The organism is Nocardioides sp. GY 10113 (assembly GCF_004919105.1).
Classification (GTDB): Bacteria; Actinomycetota; Actinomycetes; order Propionibacteriales; family Nocardioidaceae; genus Nocardioides.
The window spans coordinates 134,721-147,675 of sequence record NZ_STGK01000001.1 but is presented as its reverse complement, the minus strand read 5'-3'; the positions used below and the strand labels follow the sequence as shown (position 1 = coordinate 147,675).

At 72.9% G+C, this 12,955-nt stretch carries 11 protein-coding genes; 2 read left to right on the top strand and 9 right to left on the bottom strand.

The genetic code is table 11. From position 1 onward, the window contains the following. Positions 1-12: 12 nt before the first annotated feature. Positions 13-852, top strand: coding sequence for a DUF1295 domain-containing protein (locus tag E8D34_RS00635; RefSeq protein ID WP_240771008.1), 840 nt, complete (start codon positions 13-15; stop codon positions 850-852). Between the two features lie 10 nt (positions 853-862). Beyond that, entirely contained in the window at positions 863-1,618 is a 756-nt protein-coding gene (locus E8D34_RS00630; protein WP_168929285.1) for a tyrosine-protein phosphatase, read from the top strand. Positions 1,619-1,694: 76 nt separating this feature from the next. Here E8D34_RS00630 and E8D34_RS00625 read toward each other — a convergent pair whose 3' ends face one another. The 9 genes from E8D34_RS00625 to E8D34_RS00585 all read right to left on the bottom strand — a co-directional run bounded on the left by E8D34_RS00625 (position 1,695) and on the right by E8D34_RS00585 (position 12,918). Further along, a complete protein-coding gene (locus E8D34_RS00625) occupies positions 1,695-2,855 on the bottom strand; it encodes a YhjD/YihY/BrkB family envelope integrity protein (protein WP_240771007.1) in 1,161 nt (386 codons plus the stop codon). A 95-nt stretch (positions 2,856-2,950) separates the two neighbouring features. Beyond that, on the bottom strand, positions 2,951-4,117 hold the full coding sequence (locus tag E8D34_RS00620; protein ID WP_136592643.1) for an acyl-CoA dehydrogenase family protein: 1,167 nt from the start codon (positions 4,115-4,117) through the stop codon (positions 2,951-2,953). Further along, positions 4,114-6,114 (bottom strand): biotin carboxylase N-terminal domain-containing protein, encoded by a 2,001-nt coding sequence (locus E8D34_RS00615; RefSeq protein WP_136592642.1) that lies wholly within the window; start codon positions 6,112-6,114, stop codon positions 4,114-4,116. The genes E8D34_RS00620 and E8D34_RS00615 overlap by 4 nt, the downstream gene beginning before the upstream one ends. A 128-nt stretch (positions 6,115-6,242) precedes the next feature. Then, a complete protein-coding gene (locus E8D34_RS00610) occupies positions 6,243-7,823 on the bottom strand; it encodes an acyl-CoA carboxylase subunit beta (RefSeq protein ID WP_136592946.1) in 1,581 nt (526 codons plus the stop codon). 50 nt (positions 7,824-7,873) lie between these two features. After that, a complete protein-coding gene (locus E8D34_RS00605; protein ID WP_136592641.1) occupies positions 7,874-8,371 on the bottom strand; it encodes an SRPBCC family protein in 498 nt (165 codons plus the stop codon). A 69-nt stretch (positions 8,372-8,440) separates the two neighbouring features. Beyond that, positions 8,441-9,589, bottom strand: a complete 1,149-nt coding sequence (locus tag E8D34_RS00600; RefSeq protein WP_136592640.1) for an acyl-CoA dehydrogenase family protein — start codon at positions 9,587-9,589, stop codon at positions 8,441-8,443. A 100-nt stretch (positions 9,590-9,689) separates the two neighbouring features. Further along, positions 9,690-11,426 carry an acyclic terpene utilization AtuA family protein gene (locus E8D34_RS00595; protein ID WP_136592639.1) on the bottom strand — a complete coding sequence of 579 codons (1,737 nt, stop codon included), beginning with the start codon at positions 11,424-11,426 and terminating at the stop codon, positions 9,690-9,692. Next, positions 11,423-12,247: a TIGR03084 family metal-binding protein gene (locus E8D34_RS00590; RefSeq protein WP_136592638.1), complete on the bottom strand. Its 825-nt coding sequence runs from the start codon at positions 12,245-12,247 to the stop codon at positions 11,423-11,425. Before E8D34_RS00590 ends, E8D34_RS00595 begins: the two co-directional genes overlap by 4 nt. Next, the gene (locus E8D34_RS00585; RefSeq protein ID WP_168929284.1) at positions 12,244-12,918 is read right to left on the bottom strand and encodes a TetR/AcrR family transcriptional regulator; all 675 of its coding nucleotides are present in this window, start codon (positions 12,916-12,918) and stop codon (positions 12,244-12,246) included. The genes E8D34_RS00590 and E8D34_RS00585 overlap by 4 nt, the downstream gene beginning before the upstream one ends. Between the last annotated feature and the right edge of the window lie 37 nt (positions 12,919-12,955).

Genomic DNA, 12,955 nt, shown 5'->3' with positions numbered 1-12,955 from the left:
GAGGATCCAGGAGTGAGCGACACCCTGACCGCGCTGCTCCTGGGCGCGGCCGTCTCGGTGGCGGTCGCGACGCTGACGATGGTCGCGACCAGCCTGGTCGCCCGTGCCCAGGGCCGGGTGGTCGTCGTGGACACCGCCTGGGGCCTGGGGTTCGCCGCGATCGCGCTGGCCGCCGCCCTGCTCTCCGTGACCGGCGCCGGCGACGGCGAGCCGTGGCGGACCTGGCTGCTCGCGGCGATGGTCGCCTCCTGGGGCGCCCGGCTGGCCCGCCACCTGCACCTGCGCAACCACCTCGGCGAGGACCCGCGCTACGAGCGGCACCTGGGCGGCACCCTGGCCGAGGTCGGGCTCGGGGTCGCGGTCCGCAAGGTCTTCGCCGTCCAGGGCGCGGCGATGGCGCTGGTCGCCTGGCCGGCCGCAGCCGCACCGTTCGCGCCGCTGGAGCGCCCGTGGGTGCTCGCGCTGGGCACCGTGGTGTGGGCCGTCGGGCTGATCTTCGAAGCGCTCGGCGACGCCCAGCTGGCGGCGTACAAGGCGACGCCGAGAGACCGTCGGCGGCCGGTGCTGGACACCGGCCTGTGGCGCTACACCCGGCACCCGAACTACTTCGGCGACGCCTGCGTGTGGTGGGGCGTGTGGCTGGCCGGCGGCGTCGCGTCCGGCTGGGAGATCGGGCTGGCGACGGTCCTGGCGCCGATCGCGATGACCTACTTCCTGGTGCAGGCGACCGGCGCCGGGCTGCTGGAGCAGACGATGATGAAGCGCCCCGGCTACCCCGAGTACGCCGCCCGCACGTCGAAGTTCGTCCCACTGCCGCCTCGCGGCGGAACCCGGCAGCCACGGACCCCCTAGCCTCCTGGGTGTGAGCAACGACGACTACCTGCGCCTGGCGACCGTCGACAACTTCCGGGACGTGGCCGGGACGGGCTACGCGACGGTCGACGGGGGTCGCGTCCGGAGGGGCGTGTTCTACCGCTCCAACGAGCTGCGGATCTCCGAGGAGGACGCCGCGACGCTGGCCGAGCTCGGGCTGACCGCGGTCATCGACCTGCGCTCGGAGATGGAGATCGCGCAGAGCCCCGACCCGGAGGTGCCCGGCGCGGTCGGTCTGCACTTCGACCTCCTCGGGATCCCGATGGCGGAGGTCGGCGCCGCGCGCAGCCGCGAGGAGGCCGCGCACATCATGGGCCGGGTCTACCGCGGGTTCGCGACGGAGCAGCGCACCCGCGAGCTGCTCGGCGACGTCCTCCGCCAGCTCGCCACCGGCGGGAAGCAGCTCTTCCACTGCACCGCCGGCAAGGACCGCACCGGGTGGACGGCGGCGCTGCTGCTGCACATCGCGGGTGTGGACGACCCGACCATCGAGAGCGACTACCTGCTGACGAACGTGCTGAACGCGGCCAGCCGGGCGCGCACGGAGGCTCTGATCGCCGAGCACGCCGGACCGGAGAAGGTCGCGATCCTCGAACCGACCCTGGTCGCGGACATCGACTACCTGCGCGCGGCCGCCGCGGCGGTGGACAGCGAGTTCGGCGACCGGGGGTCGTACCTGCGGGACGGGCTCGGGCTCGATGACGAGGTGCTCGGCCGGCTGCGGGCGCTGCTGCGCGAGGACTGATCCGCCGCGTCACCTCCCGGGTGGTCAGCGACGGGTCCGGGGCGGCCGCGGCGCAGGTGACGCCGACGCTCGCCCCTCAGGAGCCGGTGCCGTGCGGCTCCTCCGCCGCCTCCCGGCGCGCGGCCAGCTCGGCGAGGTCCACCGGCTGGGTCGCCTCCTCGGCGGCCTCCGCTCGCGGCGGGCGCCCGGGCAGGTGCTGCCGGATCACCCGCTCGGTCCTCGGGTCGAGCACGATCGAGTGCGAGGCTCCGTCGCGGCCGTCGAACCGGACCGCAACGGTCTCGAAGCCCTTGTGGCGCTGCATCTGCGCGTACATCGCGTAGGCGCGCCGGTCGGCGTCGGTCAGGTCGACCGCGTCGGTGAACGGGGTGAGCAGCGCGCGCGGCCACAGCCGGTTGGCCAGCACCACGTTCACCTCGATGCCCAGCACGCCCATGATCGCGCCGACGTAGAGCAGCGCCATCAGCCCGAGGACGACGCTGAAGGTCTCGTTCATCTGGTTGCCCTGGGCGCTGGCGATCACCCGGGTCACGTAGACGGTCCCGACGTACTGCAGGATCGTCCACATCAGGGCGATCGTGTAGGCGCCGGGCGCCACGTGGACCACCTGCTTCTTCACCGCACGGGCCGCCGCCATCCGCAGCAGCACCGTCAGGAGCGTGCCGAGCAGCGCCAGCGCGATCAGCCGCACCACCCAGTGGAACCAGTCGTGCTGGGACAGGCTGCCGATCAGCTCGGTCTCGGTGAGGACCGCCGAGCCGACCGAGATCCCGAAGATCGCGGTGCCGGCGACGCCCAGCAGCAGCACGCTGCGGACCCGGGTCATCACCGGGTGCGGCCGGCTGTTGCGCGGCACCCCCCAGGCGGCGGACTGCACGTTCTGCAGGGCCAGGCCGAGGCCGATGGCACCGTAGAGGGCCGTCACCGAGCCGATCACGATGCCGGCGGTCGAGCCCTGCAGGCCCTCGGGTCGCCCGAGCTGGTCCCCGATGATCGGGAACTGCGCGAGCGCCGAGTCCAGCACCTCCTCCTGGAGCCCGGGGTTGCCCTCCAGGACGAAGCCCAGGATCGAGGTCGCCAGCAGCAGCAGCGGGAAGATCGCGAGGAAGCCGTAGAAGGTCAGGATCGCGGCGAGGTAGTTGCCCTGGTCGTCGAAGAACTTGTAGATCACGGCCAGCGGGAAGCCGAGCGCCGAGTTGCGGCGCTGCTCCCTGTCGACCGAACCCACGACACCCACGCCCGCCAACCTAGCGTCCGGTCCGTCGCTGGCCGCGCATATGTCGACATGGCCGGACGTGACGATCCCTACTCCGACCGGCTCCCAGAATCGGCTCAGTAGGACTTGGGCAGCCCCAGGGAGTGCATCGCGACGAAGTTGAGGATCATCTCCCGGCTCACCGGCGCGATCCGGCCCAGGCGGGCGGCGACCAGCATGTTGCCCAGGCCGTACTCCTGGGTCAGCCCGTTGCCGCCGTGGGTGTGCACCGCGACGTCGGTGGCGTTGCAGGCCACCTCGCCGCCGGCGTACTTGGCCATGTTGGCGTACTCGCCGGCGGCCATGTCGTCGCCGGCGTCGTAGAGCGCCGCCGCCTTCTGCCACAGCAGGCGCGCCTGCTCCAGCTCGATCTTCGTCTTCGCCAGCGGGTGCGCGATGCCCTGGTGGGAGCCGATCGGCTCCTTCCAGACGGTCCGCTCCTGGGCGTAGGCGACCGCCTTGTCCAGGGCGTAGCGGGCCATCCCGCAGGAGAACGCGCCGCCCATGATCCGCTCGGGGTTGAGGCCGGCGAAGAGCTGCCAGAGCCCCGCGTCCTCGTCGCCGACCAGCGCGTCGGCGGGCACCCGGACGTCGTCGAAGAAGAGCGTGAACTGCTTCTCCGGCGCCTGCCAGGACATCGGGATCGACTGCCGGGTGAAGCCCTCGGCGTCGGTGGGCACCACGAAGAGCGCCGGCTTGAGCTTGCCGGTCCTGGCGTCGGCGGTGCGCGCGACCACCAGCACCGACTGCGCCTCGTCGACGCCGGAGATGAAGGTCTTCTGCCCCTTCAGCACCCACGTGTCGCCGTCACGGGTGGCGGTGGTGGTGATCTGGTGGGAGTTGGAGCCGGCGTCGGCCTCGGTGATGCCGAACGCCATCAGGTGGGTGCCGTCGGCGATGCCGGGCAGCCAGCGCTTCTTCTGCTCCTCGGTCCCGCAGCGGCCGATGATCGAGCCGCAGATGGCCGGGGAGACCACCATCATCAGCAGCGGGGCGCCCGCGGCGGCGCACTCCTCGAGCACCGCGGCCAGGTCGCTCATCCCGCCACCGCCGCCGCCGTACTGCTCGGGGATGTTGACCCCGAGGAAGCCGTTGCGGCCCATCTCCAGCCACATCTCGGTCATCTTGCCGCCCTCGCGGGCCTGCTTCTCGACGTACTCGCGGCCGTACTTGCCGGCCAGCTTGGCGACCGCCTCGCGCAGAGCGACCCGCTCGTCGGGCTCGGTGAACATGGTGGTGGTCATGCGTTCTCCCCTTCCACGGGCTCGACCGGTTGTACGACGGCGAGCACGGTGCCCGCCTCGACCTGCTGCCCCACGGCCGCGGACAGCTCGGTCACCGTGCCGGCGTACGGCGCGGCGATGGTGTGCTGCATCTTCATGGCCTCCATGACGAGGATCGGCTGCCCCTCGGCGACCTCGTCGCCGACCGCCGCGTGCACCGCGACCACGCTGCCGGGCATCGGCGCCAGCAGGGATCCCTCGGCGACCCGGCTGGAGGGATCCACGAAGCGCGGTACGACGCGCAGGGTGACGCCGCCGCGGGGGCCGTCCGCCAGCACCGCCTCGGGACCGGGCGCGCCGGGGCCGGCGACCACGCGCGTCGCATAGCGGCGGGTCACACCCTCGACGTCGAGGACGACCTCCTCGGGCGAGGCGGCGAGCACCGTGACGGCGCCCTGCTCCTCGGCGGCGGGCCGGTAGCCCGCACGGCCGCCGAACCAGGCGACCTCGACCTCGGCGCCGCCGGCCTCGAACCGGGTCACCTGCGGGGCCGCGACGACGTTGCGGAATCCGCCGGGGATCCGGGACTGGACCCTGGCGCCCCTGCGGCGGTGCTCGGCCAGCGCGACCGCGCCGGCGAACGGCAGCAGCGGGTCGGCCCCCGCCGGTCCGGTGCCGGTCAGCGTCTCCGGGTGGTCCTCGAAGAAGGAGGTGGCCACGCCGGTGACGTCGAGGAACGCCGGGTGCCGCAGCGAGGCGACCAGCTGGTCGCGGTTGGTGACCAGGCCATGGATCCGGGCGGTCTCCAGCGTGCGGGCCAGCGCCCGCGCGGCCTGGGCCCGGGTCGGGGCGTAGGCGATCACCTTGGCCAGCATCGCGTCGTAGAAGGTGCCGACCTCGTCGCCGGACTCGAAGCCGGTGTCGAGGCGGATGCCGTGGCCCACGAGCCCGAAGGCGTCGTCGTGGTCGATCGCGAGCTCGTGCAACAGGCCCGTCTGCGGCGCGTAGCCCGCGGCCGGGTCCTCGGCGTACAGCCGGACCTCGATCGCGTGGCCCTGCGGCGCCGGCGCGTCCAGGTCCAGCGGACGGCCCTCGGCGACGTCGAGCTGCAGCTCGACCAGGTCGACGCCGTGCACCAGCTCGGTGACCGGGTGCTCGACCTGGAGCCGGGTGTTCATCTCGAGGAAGTAGAAGCGCTCGGTGTCGGCGTCGTAGAGGAACTCCACGGTGCCGGCGCCGCGGTAGGAGATCGCCTCGCCCGCCTTGCGGGCAGCCTCGTGCAGGGCGTCCGCGACGGCCGCGGTCAGGCCGGGCGCCGGGGACTCCTCGACGACCTTCTGGTGGCGCCGCTGCAGCGAGCAGTCGCGCTCGCCGAGCACCAGCACGCCGCCGGCGCCGTCGCCCACGATCTGCACCTCGACGTGGCGGCCGCGCTCGACGTACGGCTCGACGAAGACGGTGCCGTCGCCGAACGCCGAGGCCGCCTCGGCGGACGCCTTCTCCACCTCGCCGGCCAGGTCGGCCAACGCCCGGACCACCCGCATGCCGCGGCCGCCGCCGCCTGCGGACGCCTTGACCAGCAGCGGCAGGTCCGCCTCGGTGGCGGTGTCGACCGACAGGTTGCCGAGCACCGGGACCCCGGCGGCCTCCATCAGCTTCTTGGACTCGATCTTGGAGCCCATCCGCTCGATCGAGTCGGGCTCGGGACCGATCCAGGTCAGGCCGGCCTCGGCGACCGCGCGGGCGAACCCGGCATTCTCCGACAGGAAGCCGTAGCCCGGGTGGACGGCGTCGGCGCCGGCCCGCTTCGCGGCCTCGATCACGAGGTCGCCGCGCAGGTAGGTCTCGGCGGGGGTGTTGCCCGGCAGCCGGACGGCGGCATCGGCCTCGGCCACGAACGGCAGCCCGGCGTCGGCGTCGGAGTGGACGGCGACGGTCTCGATGCCCAGGCGGCGGCAGGTGCGGACGACGCGGCGGGCGATCTCGCCGCGGTTGGCGACGAGGACACGGGTGATCATCAGATGGTTCCTCTGGGGTCGACGTTCTGGTTTCGACGCGCCCGCTGCGACCTCGTCCCTCGGTCGCAGGGCTTGCTCACCCTGAGCTCGCGACGCGCCGTGCTCGTTCCTCGCATGTCGCTGCTCGCTCACATCCGGAAGACGCCGAAGCTCATGGCGCCCTCGATCGGCTGGGTGTCGATGGCGGAGAGGCAGATGCCGAGCACCGACCGGGTGTCGCGCGGGTCGATCACGCCGTCGTCGTAGACCATCCCGGAGAGGACGTAGGGCAGCGACTGCTCCTCGATCTGCTGCTCCACGGCGGCCTTCATCGGCGCGAAGCCGTCGGCGTCGAAGACCTGCCCGCGGGACTCGGCGGACTGCCGGGCGACGATCTCGAGGACGCCGGCCAGCTGCGCCGGGCCCATCACCGCGGACTTGGCGCTGGGCCAGGCGAAGAGGAACCGCGGGTCGTAGGCGCGGCCGTTCATGCCGTAGTTGCCGGCGCCGTAGGAGGCGCCCATGATCACCGTCAGGTGCGGCACCGTCGAGTTGGAAATCGCGTTGATCATCATCGCGCCGTGCTTGATGATGCCGTTCTGCTCGTACTCCTTGCCGACCATGTAGCCGGTGGTGTTGTGCAGGAAGAGCAGCGGCGTGTCCTTCTGGTTGGCCAGCTGCACGAACTGCGCCGCCTTCTGCGCCTCCTCGCTCATCAGGACGCCGCGGGCATTGGCCAGGATGCCGATCGGGCGTCCGTGCAACCGGGCCCAGCCGACGCAGAGCGCGCTGCCGTAGAGCGGCTTGAACTCGTCGAAGGGGACCTCGTTGCCGGGGCCGGTGCCGTCGACGATGCGCAGGATCGCCTCGCGCGGGTCGAACGGCTCCTTGAGGTCGGTGGGGATCAGGTCGAGCAGGTCCTCGGGGTCGAGGTCCGGTTCGGCGTACTCCTCCAGGTACCCGTTGGTTGAGGCGCGAGCGCAGCGAGCCTCGAAACCGGCCTTGCGCCAGTTCAGCCGGGCGACGGTACGCCGGGCCAGGCGGATCGCGTCGCGCTCGTCGACGGCCAGGAAGTCGGCCAGTCCCGACGTCCGGGCGTGCATCTCGGCGCCGCCGAGGCTCTCGTCGTCGGTCTCCTCGCCGGTGGCCATCTTGACCAGCGGCGGACCGGCGAGGAACACCTTCGCCTGCTCCTTGACCATGATCACGTAGTCGCTCATGCCGGGCACGTAGGCGCCGCCGGCGGTGGAGTTGCCGAAGACCACGGAGATCGTCGGCCGCTTGGCGGCCGAGGCCCGGGTCAGGTCGCGGAACCCGCGGCCGCCGGGGATGAAGATCTCCTTCTGGGTCGGCAGGTCGGCGCCGCCGGACTCCGTCAGGTTGATGGTCGGCAGGCCGTTGACCGCGGCGATCTCGGCGGCCCGGAACGACTTCTTCACCGACCACGGGTTGAGCGCGCCGCCCTTCACCGTGGGGTCGTTGGCGACGATCATGCACTCGACGCCCTCGACCACGCCGATCCCGGTCACCATCGAGGCGCCGACGGCGAAGTCGCTGCCCCAGCCGGCCAGCGGCATCAGCTCCAGGAACGCCGAGCCTTCGTCGACGAGCAGGTCGATCCGCTCGCGGGCGGTGAGCTTCCCGCGCTGCTGGTGGCGGGCGATGTACTTGCCGCCGGCCTCGACGGCCTTGGCCTGCTCGGCGTGGAGCTCGTCGATCTTGGCGAGCATCGCCCGCCGACGGGTCGCCTCCACCGTCAGCTCCTCGGTCCCGGTCGCGGTCACTGCTGTGCTCCTTCGGCCTCGAGGACGGCCTTCATCCGCTCCAGGGTGGTGCGCATCCCGCGCTCGTTGGTCCGTCCCCGCAGGTGGCCGAGCAGCACCCAGTAGGCGCGGACGTACCAGGCCGGGCTGAGCCGGAAGTACTCCGTCACCCGGGTGCCCTCGACCCCGCCCTCGGTGGCCGGCTCGAGGCGGTAGCCCCAGTTGTTGATCGGGTTGGCGTCCAGCCCGACGGAGAACTCGAAGAGCTCCCCGGGCACGCAGGCGGTGACCGTGCAGGGCGACCAGTAGACGGGGCCGACGCCGTTGCGCTTGACGTGGCCCTTGAACCGGGCGCCGACCTCGGGCCCGGTCGAGCCGTGGGTCCAGACCGCCTCGAAGGTCTCCGGGGAGAACTCGCCGATCCGGGTGACGTCGCTGACCAGGTCCCAGACCTGGTCGGGGGTGGCGCGCATGTGCACCGACACGGAGCCGGTGAGCGGCTTGATCAGGGGCATCGCTTGTCCTTCGGGAAGATCGGGAGCGGTACGTCGGGAGCGGGAGGGGAGTCGTCGAGGGTCTCGGGGTCAGGCGTAGCCGAGCAGCCGGGCGGCGAGGTCGGTGAGCACCTCGGTGGCGCCCCCGCCGATCGGCAGGATCCGGGCGTCGCGGTAGTGCCGCTCGACCTCGGTGCCGTGCAGGTAGCCGGCGCCGCCGAAGAGCTGGACGGCCAGGTCGCTGACCGCGACCGCGGTGTCGACCGAGGTCTGCTTGGCCAGGCACGCCTCGGCGATGACCGACTCGCCGGCGAGGTGCCGGCGCGCCACCTCGAGCGTGTAGGTCCGGGCCACCTCGACCTGGCGGTGCATCTCGACGAGCTGGGCGCGGACCACCTGGTTCCTCACCAGCGGCTTGCCGAACGTCTCGCGCTCGCGGGCGTAGCCGGCGGCGAGGTCGAGGCAGCGCATCGCGTGGCCGTAGCCCTGGAGGGCGAGCAGGATCCGCTCGACGACGAACTGCTCGGCGATGTAGTAGAAGCCCTGGTTCTCCTCCCCGACCAGGTTCTCGACCGGGACCCGCACGTCGTCGTAGGCGAGCTCGGCGGTGTCGGAGCAGTGCCAGCCCATCTTCCGCAGCGACCGGCTCACCGAGAACCCGGGGGTGCCCTGGTCGACGACGATCAGGGAGATGCCGGCGTGGCCGGCCTCGCCGGTGCGGCACGCGGTGACCACGTAGTCGCCGCGGACCGCCGAGGTGATGAAGGTCTTGGCGCCGTTGATCACCCAGTGGTCGCCGTCGCGGACCGCGCGGGTGGTCAGGCCGGCGACGTCGGAGCCGCCGCCGGGCTCGGTGATCCCGAGGCTGCCGATCTTCTCCCCGGCCAGCGTGGGCCGGACGTAGGCGTCGAGGAGGTACGGCGAGCCGTGGGCGATCATGTGCGGCACCGCGATGCCGTGGGTGAACAGCGAGGCCATCAGACCGCCGGAGACGCCGGCGGACATCAGCCCCTCCTGGAACGCGCAGACGTCGATCAGGTCGCCACCGTCCCCGCCGACCTCCTCGGGGTAGCCGATGCTCAGCATCCCGGCCTTGGCCGTGGCCCGGGTCAGGCTGCGCGGCAGCTCGCCGGCGTCCTCCCAGTCGGCGAGGTCGGGGATGATCTCGCGGCGGGCGAACTCCGCGGCGGCCTCGCGCAGCGCGCGACGCTCGTCGTCCCAGATGCCGTCCCAGCTCATCGCGCTCCTCCGTCGATGGACCCGGCGGGGGTCGTGTGCCCGAGACCCCGGCCCGGCGATGCCTGGGGCACACGACCCGCCCCACGAGTCGGCACGGCGCTCATACGAGGTCCTCCTGGATGTGCACCGCGCGGCTGCGCATCCACTCGCCCAGCCCCTTGGCCTGCGGGTCGAACCGGGTCGAGGCGGCCACGCCGTCGCCGAGCAGCCCGTGGACGACGACGTTGACCGCGCCGAGGTTGGGCAGCAGGTAGACGTCGACGTCGAGGTCGGATGCCTCCGGGATCAGCTCGCGCACCTTGCGCGGGCTCATCAGCTTGGCCAGCCAGGTGACCCGCGCCGCGTACCGCTCCGAGCCGTCGTTCTTGACCCAGAGGCCGATGTTGGCGTTGCCGCCCTTGTCACCGGAGCGGGCGTGCACGAACGCGCCCAGCGGCATCCGGCGGGTGATCGTGTCCGCCGGGGCGGGGTACGGCGACGGCCGCCGCCCCAGCGCCGGGTCGAGCTCGTCGGGCGCGACCTGCTCCAGGTAGGTGCCCGGGTCGGCGATCACCTCGCGGCTGCCGTCGGCGTGCACCACCGTGTGCTCGACGTCGCCCCGGTCGACGTACGCCGGCGTGTAGACGCCGTACGGCGACGGCTTGCCCGGCGGCGTGGTCATGGTGAAGCCGGGGTAGGAGGCCAGGGCGAGCTCGACCAGGGGCGAGGTGAACGCCTTGCCGACCGGGTCGGGCGCGGGGTCCTTCACCACGCACCGGAGCAGCACGGAGGCGCCCTCCTCGGTGTCGGCGTCGGCGGCACGGTGGCCCGAGAGGCTCCAGGCGACCTCGTCGGCGACCAGGTGCGGGGTCAGCTGCTCGCGCAGCCAGTCGGCCTTGGCGTCGATGTCGAGGCCGGTGAGCACGAACTCCGCCTGGTTGCGCCAGCCGCCGACGGTGGTGACCGCGACCTTGAGCCGCTCCGGCGGCGGGGCGCCGGTCACCCCGGAGATCTCCACCCGGTCGGTGCCGACCTCGCGCAGCCGGATCGAGTCCAGCCGGGTGGTGACGTCGGGGTTGAGGTAGCGGGTGGACTGGATCTCGTAGAGCAGCTGGGCGGTGACGGTGTCCACGGTGACGGCGCCGCCGGTGCCCTCGTGCTTGGTGATCACGCTGGAGCCGTCGGCGGCGATCTCGGCGATCGGGAAGCCGAGCGGGCGGGTCATCGGGCGGCCGGCGCGGAACAGGTCGACGAAGCCGGAGAAGTTGCCTCCGGTCGCCTGGGTGCCGCACTCGATCACGTGGCCGGCGGCGACCGCCCCGGCGAGCTCGTCGTGGTCCTCGGGCTTCCATCCGTGGTGGGCGATCGCGGGGCCGACGACCACCGAGGCATCGGTGACCCGCCCGGTGATCACGATGTCGGCGCCGGCGGCGAGCGCGGAGGCGATGCCGAAGGCGCCGAGGTAGGCGTTGGCGGTCAGCGCGGCCTCGAACCGGCCGGAGCCGCGGAGGTCGTCGCCCTCGACGTGGGCGACCTTCGCCGGCACGCCGAGGCGGTCGGCGAGCTCGCGGACCTTGGCGGCGAGCCCGGCGGGGTTGAGGCCGCCGGCGTTGGAGACGATCTTGACGCCCCGGGACAGCGCGTCGCCGAGGGTGTCCTCGAGCTGGGTGAGGAACGTCCGGGCGTAGCCGAGGTCGGCGTCGCGGATCGTGTCCTTGCCGAGGATCAGCATGGTCAGCTCGGCCAGGTAGTCGCCGGTGATCACGTCGAGGTGGCCACCGTCGAGCTGCTCGCGCAGGGCGCTCAGCCGGTCGCCGTAGAAGCCGGAGCAGTTGCCGATCCGGATGGGCGCGCTCATGCGTCCTCCCCCTTCGGGTCTCGTCCGCCGCCCGGAGGGCCGGCGAAGGCCTGGGCGATGCCGAGCCAGCGCTCGGCCTCCTCGCCGACGGCGGCCAGGTCGGTGTCGTCGCGGTGGAGGCGCTGGGTGACCAGCTGGCAGAACTCGTACGCCGACCCGCTGACCCGCTGGGCGGCGTCCTCGGGCCCCCAGGCCCAGGTGGCACCGCTGGGCGCGGTGAGCTCGACGCGGAACTCCTCGGCGGGCGGCTCCATCTGGCGCTGACCGAAGGCGAAGTTCCGGGTGCGGACACCGATGTGGGCGACGTGGCGGATCCGGTCGGTCGGCTCGGGGCGGGCGAGCCCGGCGCCGGCGGCGAGCGCGTCGTAGACGTCGAGGGAGTGGGCCCAGGTCTCCATGAACCGCGCCGTGCCCATCGAGGTGGGCGACATCGGCGGGCCGAACCACGGCATCCGCTGCCCCTCGGGCACCGCGCGCAGCGCCTCCTGGAGGCCGGCGCGTGCCGCGTCCCAACGGGCCAGCAGCGCGGACGGCGGCAGGTCCGCGACCTCCAGGGCACAGGCGTCGACGTAGCCCGTCGGGTCGTTGATCGCGGCGAGGACCACGGCGTCCCAGGCCTCCTTGCCCGCCGGCGTGTGCGCGGCGGCGGCCAGCGCCGCGACCTCGTCGGTCCACAGCAGGTGCGCGACCTGGGTCGCGATGCTCCACCCGGGCGCCGGGGTGGGCGTGGCCCACTGCGCCGGGTCGAGGCCGGCCACGGCCGCCCTCAGCTGGTCGCCCTCGGCGGTCAGGTCCGCCAGGACGTCGTCCAGGACGCTCATCGGGTCTCCTTCTGCTGCGGAAGCTGTGGTCGCGCGGGGGTGGCGGAGTCTGCCGGGGTCGCGCGGTCGGGCGCCAGGGCCGTGTCGAGGGTGCGCGCCCACTGCGCGAGGATCCGCCGGCGGCGTGCGGTGTCGTCGCCGAGCGTCGCGGCCAGGCCGAGGCCGCGGACCAGGTCGAGCGTGGCCTGGACGAGCTCGCGCGCACCCGGCTGGGACTCGTCGACGCCGAGCAGCTCGACGGTGAGCCGGTGGGTCTCGCGGCCGACCCGCTGCTCGAGCGGGGCCACGGCATCGTGGAGGGCGGGGTCGGTCCGTGCGGCGACCCACAGCTCCAGGGCCGCGGTGAAGACGGGCGAGGCGAAGTGGTCACCGAGCATCTCCAGCACGGCGAGGGTGCGGTGTGTGCCGTCCGGCAACGCGGCGGCGGCGCGCTCCAGGTCACTGCCCCGGATCTCCGTCAGGTGGGCGACGGCGGCGACGACGAGGTCGTTCTTGGTCGGGAAGTGGTGGAGCTGGGCGCCCCTGCTGACCCCGGCGCGTTCGGAGACCAGCGTGGTGCTGGTGCCGCCGAACCCCTTCTCGACGAGCAGCTCGACGGTGGCCTCCAGCAGCCGGGCGCGCATGGCACGGGTGCGCTCCTCCTGCGGGACGCGGGTCGGTGCTGTGGCCACGGCCACATCGTGCCCCCGCGCAAACAAACAGTCAAGA

What these genes read in the sequence shown, in the direction of transcription:
- E8D34_RS00615 (WP_136592642.1), bottom strand. Translation starts at nt 6,114, where the DNA reads ATGATCACCCGTGTCCTCGTCGCCAACCGCGGCGAGATCGCCCGCCGC.
- E8D34_RS00620 (WP_136592643.1), bottom strand. Translation starts at nt 4,117, where the DNA reads ATGACCACCACCATGTTCACCGAGCCCGACGAGCGGGTCGCTCTGCGC.
- E8D34_RS00595 (WP_136592639.1), bottom strand. Translation starts at nt 11,426, where the DNA reads ATGAGCGCGCCCATCCGGATCGGCAACTGCTCCGGCTTCTACGGCGAC.
- E8D34_RS00605 (WP_136592641.1), bottom strand. Translation starts at nt 8,371, where the DNA reads ATGCCCCTGATCAAGCCGCTCACCGGCTCCGTGTCGGTGCACATGCGC.
- E8D34_RS00600 (WP_136592640.1), bottom strand. Translation starts at nt 9,589, where the DNA reads ATGAGCTGGGACGGCATCTGGGACGACGAGCGTCGCGCGCTGCGCGAG.
- E8D34_RS00590 (WP_136592638.1), bottom strand. Translation starts at nt 12,247, where the DNA reads ATGAGCGTCCTGGACGACGTCCTGGCGGACCTGACCGCCGAGGGCGAC.
- E8D34_RS00610 (WP_136592946.1), bottom strand. Translation starts at nt 7,823, where the DNA reads ATGCTCGCCAAGATCGACGAGCTCCACGCCGAGCAGGCCAAGGCCGTC.